7 protein-coding genes and 1 pseudogene are annotated in these 9029 nt (G+C 67.1%); 2 read left to right on the forward strand and 6 right to left on the reverse strand.

Features of this window, described 5'->3' with window-relative positions; translation table 11 throughout:
* Positions 1–17: 17 nt before the first annotated feature.
* Positions 18–869 (reverse strand): hypothetical protein, encoded by an 852-nt coding sequence (locus ACWDUA_RS03770; protein WP_449749642.1) that lies wholly within the window; start codon positions 867–869, stop codon positions 18–20.
* A gap of 87 nt (positions 870–956) precedes the next feature.
* On the opposite strand from ACWDUA_RS03770, the gene ACWDUA_RS03775 reads away from it, so the two are divergent.
* Complete coding sequence (locus tag ACWDUA_RS03775) at positions 957–3965, forward strand: BTAD domain-containing putative transcriptional regulator (RefSeq protein WP_449749643.1); 3009 nt, start codon at positions 957–959, stop codon at positions 3963–3965.
* A 16-nt stretch (positions 3966–3981) separates the two neighbouring features.
* Here the strand turns inward: ACWDUA_RS03775 and ACWDUA_RS03780 are convergent, their stop codons facing one another.
* From ACWDUA_RS03780 to ACWDUA_RS03795, 4 genes are all read right to left on the reverse strand, one after another.
* Complete coding sequence (locus ACWDUA_RS03780; protein ID WP_449749644.1) at positions 3982–4437, reverse strand: flavodoxin family protein; 456 nt, start codon at positions 4435–4437, stop codon at positions 3982–3984.
* On the reverse strand, positions 4434–4940 hold the full coding sequence (locus ACWDUA_RS03785) for a hypothetical protein (protein WP_449749645.1): 507 nt from the start codon (positions 4938–4940) through the stop codon (positions 4434–4436). The genes ACWDUA_RS03780 and ACWDUA_RS03785 overlap by 4 nt, the downstream gene beginning before the upstream one ends.
* A gap of 20 nt (positions 4941–4960) precedes the next feature.
* Positions 4961–5713: a 4-hydroxy-tetrahydrodipicolinate reductase gene (gene dapB / locus ACWDUA_RS03790; protein WP_449749646.1), complete on the reverse strand. Its 753-nt coding sequence runs from the start codon at positions 5711–5713 to the stop codon at positions 4961–4963.
* 71 nt (positions 5714–5784) lie between these two features.
* On the reverse strand, positions 5785–6264 hold the full coding sequence (locus ACWDUA_RS03795; RefSeq protein ID WP_449749647.1) for an Lrp/AsnC family transcriptional regulator: 480 nt from the start codon (positions 6262–6264) through the stop codon (positions 5785–5787).
* 125 nt (positions 6265–6389) lie between these two features.
* Between ACWDUA_RS03795 and ald the strand changes: the two are divergent.
* Positions 6390–7507 (forward strand): annotated as a pseudogene (gene ald / locus ACWDUA_RS03800) (alanine dehydrogenase).
* A gap of 3 nt (positions 7508–7510) precedes the next feature.
* Here the strand turns inward: ald and ACWDUA_RS03805 are convergent.
* Positions 7511–8446, reverse strand: coding sequence for an oxygenase MpaB family protein (locus ACWDUA_RS03805; RefSeq protein WP_449749648.1), 936 nt, complete (start codon positions 8444–8446; stop codon positions 7511–7513).
* Between the last annotated feature and the right edge of the window lie 583 nt (positions 8447–9029).

Below are 9029 nucleotides of genomic sequence, written 5' to 3' on the forward strand. Positions count from 1 at the left end.
CGAGGTGGACATGGGCTTCACTTTCCGTTTTGGCATGACTGCTGATGGACGGCGAATGACAGGTGATGGTCGCGTTCGACCGGTGGGAGGTCCGAGTCTTTGGCGGATGCCGTGGTGAACCGCAGCGTCGCGCACGTCCCGGCGGCCAGCAAGACCGCGGGCGCCAGTGGCTCGACGCCGACCTCGAGCTCGGGATCTCGCTCCGGCGTCTCGGCCGACAATTCGTCCAGCGCACGTGAGATCGCGGCACCGACGCTCTCGGATTGGGTCGCTCGGTGGGAGGTGCGAAGAATGTGGTCGTCGCCGGCCGACCACGCTATGCGCTCGATCGCCGGGTCCCCCGTGACATCGGACCGGTCCGGATCGGGAACGATCAGGAGATGGGCACCACCATTGGTGCAGACATCGTCGTGCCCGGTATGCCATTCCTGCCGGGCAGGATGGGGTGCCCGAATCCGACGCACCTCGATACCCAGTGTGGCCCTGGGTCCTGACGGGTCGTCGACCCGGAAGAGAACGACGGGCTGGGCGGTCAGCTGCAGTTGCCCGGTCTCCTCCTGCGCACTCTCCCGACGGACCATGCGATCGGTGTAGAACCGCACCGGACTGTCGGGGAGGGCCACGACGGCAGCGATGGCCGACACCGTGGCCAACCGCCGAGCGAACGCTTCCTGCCGGATCCGGAAGGCATCCTCGAACGTGAGACCAGGGGTGATCGCGGCGATTGCGGGCACCGGAGCCCCCACGGCCTCGGCGGCCAGGACGATGTCGGTGAGTCGCCGTACCTCTCGCCCGGTCAGCGCCGCTGCAACAGGCCGGCCACCGGTCCGTGCCGATTCGTGACCTTGCGCAGGTTCGTGACTTTGCATGGCCGAAGTATGCGGTCGGCAGCGTTAACGGATGCGAAACGCGAACTCAATCGATGCGAAAAGAGCAGTTCGGATGGTGGTTTCATCATGCGAAACCGGACGCCGATCATCCAACGCAAGATCCAGCCGCCGACCACCACAGGTCAGATCGTGCGGAACCGACTCGAGCGCCGCATCGTCGGGGCCGTGGCGAACGGCGGTGTGGTCCCGGTTGTCGGCTTTGCCGGGAGTGGAAAGACCTGTGCCGTCGCTGCCGCGCTGGCCGATCACCCGCATCTCGCCTGGCTGACCTTGTACTCCACCGACACCCAGTCGGCACGCCTGACCACCTACCTCGAAGCGGCGTTGAGCCGAGCGATCCCCGCGGTCGCCGAGGTCGCGGCCCGGATCGCCGCATTCGCCGTCCCCGACGCCGAACGTGCGGGGCTGCTTGTCGAAGCCGCCGCCGGGACTGCTGCAGTGCTGGTGATCGATGAGGTGGAGCACCTGCTCGACCAACCGGATGCCGAGCGGGTCCTCGAGAGCGTGCTCCGATACGCACCGGTCGACCTGGCCGTGGTGCTCATCTCGCGCCACGGCCTGGACCGCGTCGTGGGCGGTCGCGGTGACGCGAAGATCACGCTGGCCCTCGGCGAGGACGATCTCGCGTTCACCGAGGCGGAAGCCACCTTGCTGACCGGACCCGACTCGGGCATCTCGATGAGCGACGGCGAGCTGGTTCGTCTGACCGGTGGCTGGGTTCAGCCCTTGTCGATGGCGAGATCCTCGCCCGCGACGCCGACTGCAGAGCTCGAACGTGATCTCCTCACCTATGTCTGGACGCAGATCCTGACGCCGCTCCCGGCGAGTTTGCGAGATTTTGTCCTCGCCGGTTCGGTGCTGGAAGAGCTGTCGGTCGATGGCGCCGAGGCGATGGGACTGCCCGACGCTGCCGCGAACATGCACGCGCTCTACCGGTACCGGCTGCCGGGTGGCTGGGCGCCCGACGGTCGGTCGATTCGATTCCACGAGTGCTTCCGGCGGTGCCTCGCAATCGAGCATGAGAGAACCGATGCGGCAGGTCGCGCCGCACTACGGGCCCGGCTCGCGCACACGCTGGCGGGCCAGGGGGCACTCCCCGACGCCGTCGAACTGATGCTGGAGATCGGCGAGCTCGAATCGGCTCTGCCGCTGGCCGAGGTGGCCGTCGAACAGATCATCGAACGATTCGACTACGCCATGGCGGATCGCTGGCTCGACCTCCTCCGCGACCAGGGCCCGAGCGCCGCCAGCGCCCTCACCACCGGCGAACTGATGCTCGCCGTCGCCCGGGAGGAGTACGGCCGCGGCGCCCGGATCGCCGACCAGCTCGAGGCCCTCGGTGAGCGGGAGAAGCTGGCCGAAGAATCGCCTCGGGCTGCAGCAATGATGGCATGGAGCTACTACCACGCGTGCCGACTCGACGACGTGCACGCGGTGCTCGCCGCCACCGACGAATCGCCCGCGACCGCCGCGGTGGAGATGTTGCTCACCCTGGTCGGTGACGAGCCACTGACTCCGGGACGGGATGTGGATCCCGACGCGGATCCGATCATGGACGGACTGTTCTCCCGGCTCGACTACTGGCGTGGTCGTCCCGAGCTCGCGGCCACAGCACAGCATTCGAATTGGGCGGGGGCGGTGTCTGACCCATGGCGGATCGCAGCGCTTCGCTGCACCGGCCGTACCGCTGATGCGTACGAACTGTATGAGCAGGCGTTGCAGAGTTCCTGGGGCACGGCGAGTCTGCATGCGGTGATCGGCGCCGACCTGCTCATCGAGATGAACCGCGAGGACGAAGCATTCGACTCGATTCGCCGGGGCCGTGAGATGGCGATCGGCTCAGGCTCACTCGTCTGGGAGATGTTTGCCAGTCTGTCGGAAGCCAAGGCCGAGTTGCGGTTACGCGATCGGCCGCTCCGTGCGGCAGAGATCCTCGACGACCTCGAGCAGAATCCCGCAGCCCGGCTCTACGCGTCGACGGCCGAGCAGATCGACACGTGGCATGGCGCCGCCATGCTTCGGCTGGGACGCGACCGTCGTGCCCTGGCACGATTACGCGCCGCGGTCGAATCGATGAGCCGCTCCGAGAGAATTCTCGAACTCCCTACTGCTGCTGTCTATCTGGCGGAAGCATGCTGGCGGTGTGGACACTTCGACGAGGCCGACCGGGCCGCCGATCTTGCGCTCGACGCGACGCGGAAGCAGCGCACCAAACACACCATCATGAAGGCCCTTGCGGAGTTCCCCGAGGTGATCTCCCGGCGGATCGACTCGTCGGTCGAGAGCGAGACGCCGTGGCACATCTTTGCACGTCTGGTCTTGGGCACGAGTCGCGCCAAACAGGTCACCCAGTCCTCGTCGGGGGTGTTCGTGCGTGAGTTCGGCGCGTTGTCGATCGAGGTCAACCGCGTCACCGTGACGCCGCGTATCAAGAAGAGCAACGAGCTGTTCGCGCTGATCGCGGCCCGTGGGGGTTCGATCAGCCGGGCGCAGGCGTTGTCGAGTCTTTTCGACACCGACAACCGACGATCGGCCCAGGCATACCTGCGACAGGCCATTCATCAGCTCAAGGTGATCCTCCCTCCGGAGTGCGGTCTCCAAGCCGATGCCGAGACGATCTCCTTGTCGGGCGACATCGTCATCGAGACTGAGTCCGGGACGGTGGAGACCATGATCGCCTTGGCGAGCCAACAGGAGAACCATCGACGCCTGCGGACGCTGGAGACGATGCTCGAGATCGCCGGGCGCGGCGACTATGCAGTAGGCGTCCACACCGAATGGGCGGAGATCCGTCGCCGCGAGATCGCAGCAAAGGTATCCGAGAGCCGATACCAGGCGGCTGAACTGGCATATAACCTGGGGCTCCACACCCGATCCAAGGAGTTGGTCGAGATCACTCTCGCAGAGGATCCCCTGCGCGAGCCGGCGTGGCGGCTTCGGATGCGTCTTGCGAGCGCCTTCGGACTCGACGAACTCGTCCTGGAGAGCTACGCGCGCTGCGAGGACGCGCTGGCGGCCATCGACGCCGCGCCAGCACCGTCGACCCGACGATTGCTGAGCCAGCTTCGGTTGTAACTGGGGTTTGCGCCGCTCAGCTCTCGATCAGCTGAGCGGCCACCGTCGCACCGAGCTCCCAGCACTTCTCGAGATCGTCCTTGCCGGGTTTCGCCGACACCGCCACATACTGCGCGACCTTCTCCCAGCCGAGTCCGGTGGTGATGGTGTCGATGGCTCGTTCGGCGCCTTCGGTGCCCTCGTTGCCGTGCAGGTAGGCGCCGAACGGCCGGCCGCGCGTGGAATCCAGGATCGGATAGTAGGCGCAGTCGAAGGCATGCTTGAGCGCCCCACTGATGTACCCGAGATTCGCCGGCGTTCCGAGGACGTAGCCGTCGGCGTCAAGGAAGTCACTCGCCGTCACCGACAACGCGGCCCGGCGGACGACCTCGACCCCGTCGATCTCGGGGTCGGTCGCCCCGCTGATCACCGCCTCGAACATCGCCTGGCAGAACGGCGACGGCGTGTGGTGGACGATCAGCAGCCGGCTCATGCGCCCTGACCGTCCGCAGACTCGCGGAACTGCTCGCAGGCACGCTTCATCATCTGCCGGGCTCGCCCGCGGTCACCGGCGTAGTCGTAGGCGCGGGCGATGCGGTAGGTGTTGCGCCAGTCGGTGGGATCGGCCTCCCACTCCTGTTTGACCTGCGCGAACAGCGTGTCGGCGGCGTCGCGTTCGATCCGGCCGGAAGGTCGGCGCGGCAGATCCGACACGTCGAGCTCGCGTCCTTGCTCGGAGATGATCCGGGCCAGCTTCTGATGCTCGATCCCCGACCGCAGCGTCGAGACCACCATCCAGACGCCGAGCAGCGGCAGGAACAGCACCGCCAGACCCAGCCCGATCCCGATCGCGGTCCCCTCGGCGATCAGGTCGATCGCCCGCTTGCCGAGGATCACGAAGTACACGCACAGGGCGACGACGAAGAACCCGATCATCCAGATGGTCGGGCGGGCGTCACCCCCGCGGGGTTTCTTGGGCTTGGGGTCGGCGGCCATGTTCGCGGATATCCTCGTCGTCAGAGATCGAGCAGGTCGTCGAGCCCGACGGTCAGACCCGGACGGTCACCGATCCCGCGCACGCCCAACAGCACGCCGGGGACGAAGGAGGTGCGGTCCATCGAATCGTGACGGATGGTGAGGGTCTCGCCCTGGGTGCCCAGCAGAACCTCCTGGTGCGCGACGAGACCGGCGAGGCGGATCGAGTGCACACGCACACCGTCGACCTCGGCACCGCGGGCACCCTCGAGCTCGGTGGTGGTGGCATCGGGGCTCTTGCCGACCCCGGCCGCGCCGCGGGCCTCGGCGATCAGCGCGGCGGTACGGTAGGCGGTTCCCGACGGCGCATCGGCCTTGTTCGGATGATGCAACTCGATCACCTCGACCGAGTCGTAGAACCGGGCGGCGGCCTGCGCGAACCGCATCGACAACACCGCGCCGATCGCGAAGTTCGGGGCGATCAGCACGCCCACGCCGGGAGCCTCCGACAACCACTCACGGACCTGGTCGAGTCGTTCGTCGGTGAATCCGGTGGTACCGACGACAGCGTGAATCCCGTTCTGGATCAAGAACTTCAGGTTGTTCATCACCACGTCGGGATGGGTGAAGTCGACGACGACCTGGGTGTCGGTGTCGGAGAAGAATTCCGGTGCGTCGCCCTTGTCGACGCCGGCGGTGTAGACGAGGTCGTCGGCTGCCTCGATCCCGGCGACGATCGCGCGACCGACCTTGCCATTGGAACCGAAGACGCCAACCCTGATGCCCTGAGCCATGCCAGCCTTTCGTCGTGGGTGCTGCGGTCAAGTCTATGCAGCCACCGCCGTCGCCCGGTTCGGGGCGTCGCTCAGAAGATCGGCGCGTCGCCACGGAGGTGCTCGAACACCAGTGACGTGGTGGTGCCCGCGACCTCTCGGCGGGAGTTGAGCAGCTCGACGAACCGTCGCAGCGCCTCGGTGTCGGCGGTGGCGACGTGCAGTAGGTAGTCGTCCTTGCCTGCGAGGAAGAATACGTCGATCACCTCGTCGTGCCCGGTGATGTCGGCGACGAATCGCCGGATCTGACCACGTGCATCCGATTGCAGGCTCACCGCGACCATCGCTCGCAGCGGCCGTCCCACGGCGGCCGGGTCGACGTCGGCGAAGAAGCCGCGGATCACCTTCAGGTCGACGAGGCGACGCACACGCCCGTGACAGGTCGACGGCGCGATCCCGACGGCATGGGCGAGGTCGGCGTTGGTGACGCGGGCGTCGGCCTGCAGATGTCGCAGGATCTGGCGGTCGATGTGATCGAGTTGCGGTCGAACATCCTTCGATTCCTCGGTCATGGACACCTCCGATGTCGCCGGTTCTTCACCGATCAGGCCTTGTCGAGAATCATCGTCAGAATTGTTGCGTGAACCCCGACGGAACTTCACCATCGAGGGTAGTTCCTCCGAGGAATGAGGTCACCATGCGGATCGGCATCCCCACCGAGGTCAAGAACCACGAGGACCGGGTCGCCACCACCCCCGCGGGGATCGCCGAACTGACCCACCGCGGTCACGAGGTGATCGTGCAGGCCGGCGCCGGACTCGGATCGGCGATCACCGACAACGACTTCAAGCAGGCCGGTGCCCAGATCCTCACCACCGCCGGCGAGGTGTGGGAGCAGGCCGACCTGATCGTCAAGGTCAAGGAACCGACCCCGGCCGAGTACCCGCGTCTGCGTGCCGGACAGACCCTGTTCACCTATCTGCACCTGGCCGCCGATCGAGGTTGCACCGACGCGCTGCTCGCCGCCGGGACCACGGCGATCGCCTATGAGACCGTGCGTGCCGCCGACGGCTCCCTACCTCTGCTGGCACCGATGAGCGAGGTCGCCGGCCGCCTCGCCCCACAGGTCGGCGCGTATCACCTGATGCGGTCAGAGGGCGGACGCGGCGTACTGATGGGCGGCACCCCCGGCACCGAACCCGCCCACATCGTGATCCTGGGCGCCGGCGTGGCGGGGATGAACGCGGCGATCGTCGCCGTCGGGATGGGCGCGCAGGTGACGGTCTTCGACGTCGACATCGCCAAGCTGCGCGCTGTCGACGTACGTTTCGCCGGACGCGTCCACACCCGCTACAGCACATCCCTGGCGGTGGCGGAGGCCGTCGTCGACGCCGACCTGGTGATCGGCGCGGTCCTGGTGCCCGGCGCGAAGGCACCGGTGCTGGTGCCCAACGAACTGGTGGCGCAGATGCGTGCAGGGGCGGTCCTCGTCGACGTCGCGATCGATCAGGGCGGCTGCTTCGCAGGCTCCCACCCCACCACCCACGACGATCCGACGTTCACCGTGCACGACTCACCGTCTTCTACTGCGTGGCCAACATGCCGGGCACCGTCGCCCGCACGTCGACGCAGGCCCTCACCGGCGCGACGCTGCCCTATCTGCTCCGGCTGGCCGATCAGGGCTGGGAACGTGCACTGTCCCACGATCCCACCCTGGCCGCGGGCCTGAGCACCCACAACGGCGAGCTGTTCAGCCCGGAAGTGGGTGCAGCACAGGGGTTGTCGGTGACACCGAATCCGTTCCCCCGTCGCTGATCCTCACCGCGGACGACGGCGCGTGATCCACCGGGGCGCGCCGCCGTCGGCGATCCGCACCTCCGACACCCGGAGCGGGCCGAGCACCGGGACGCCCAATCGAGCCCGAATCCGGAAGTCGGCGAGCTGGAGGCGATAGACGGTGCGCACATACGCCCGTCCGCCGAACCGGTCGGCGACCCGCAGCACGGTCTTCACCCGATCGAATCGTCGGGCATCACGCTCCGACCAGTCCCAGCCCATCAGGATGCGGAAGTCGGCGGGCAGGTTCGCGCGGGTCAGATACCGATAGGTCGGCCCGAGCAGCATCGGGAACGGTTTGCCGAGCGGTCCCCACGCCTCGGCGATGAACTCGAGATTCGACAGCGTCTCGAAGTCGTCACGGACGGGCGGGTCGATCGCCAGCTCACCGAGCCGGGAGTCCCAGTACCGGGTGAACTCCGACCAGCTCGTCGGCCAGGCGCTCGCGCGGACGTTGACGCCGGTGGCGAGCGGTTCGGCGGCCCGCGTCAGCACGTCGAGTTCGGGCTCGGCGAGGTCGCCGTAGAGCAGGGTGTACTGGTCGAGGTAGAAGCGGAACAGGCAGGCTGCCACCCACTTCTGTAGATCCGGGGAGTTCCCGCTGTAGCGGACCGGGCTGTCGGGACCGGAGACCACCGCCTGGTGTACCGCGGCGATCTCGGCGCGCATCAGGTCACGGTCGGCGGCGGTGCCGATCACCGCCGTCACGAGATACTGGCCGGTGGTCCGCGCCCGCTTCATCGGGTGGCGGCGCGGACTCCCCGACACCACACGGCTCTCGTTGACGCCATACCCAACCGGCGGTAATGACAACTGCATGATGATGTTCGCGACCCCGCTCGTCAGCCCCAGCGTGGTGACCAGATCGAACAGCGTCGTCGGCGCCCGGCTCGTGCGGTGCCCGTTCCGACCCGCCATCCCGTTCCCCAATTCTGGATACGTGCGTATCCAGAGCCGACGGTACGTCTCCCCCGACTCTCGGTCAATGGTGGCCAACCGCGACAACGACCTGCTCGATCATCGTGTGACCACTTCTGAGGTGGTTGCCGACAATGTCGGGTCACCGGGTCTCGACACGGGTCCTCGCGATGCTCGGTCCCGGCTCGACCACCAAAGAACGGTGGTTGAGCCGCTGAGGAGCGCAGCGACGAGGCGTGTGTGTTTGGTGGTTGAGCCGCTGAGGAGCGCAGCGACGAGGCGTGTGTGTTTGGTGGTTGAGCCGCTGAGGAGCGCAGCGACGAGACGTGTCGAAACCTCCGAGGTGGTTGCCGACAATGTCGGGTCACCGGGCCTCGACACGGGTCCTCGCCCTTGGGGCTCGGTCCCGGCTCGACCACCAAAGAACGGCGGTTGAGCCGACGAGGAGCGCAGCGACGAGGCGTGTGTGTTTGGTGGTTGAGCCGACGAGGAGCGCAGCGACGAGGCGTGTGTGTTTGGTGGTTGAGCCGCTGAGGAGCGCAGCGACGAGGCGTGTGTGTTTGGTGGTTGAGCCGCTGAGGAG

This window comes from Gordonia sp. NPDC003376 (genome assembly GCF_053589235.1).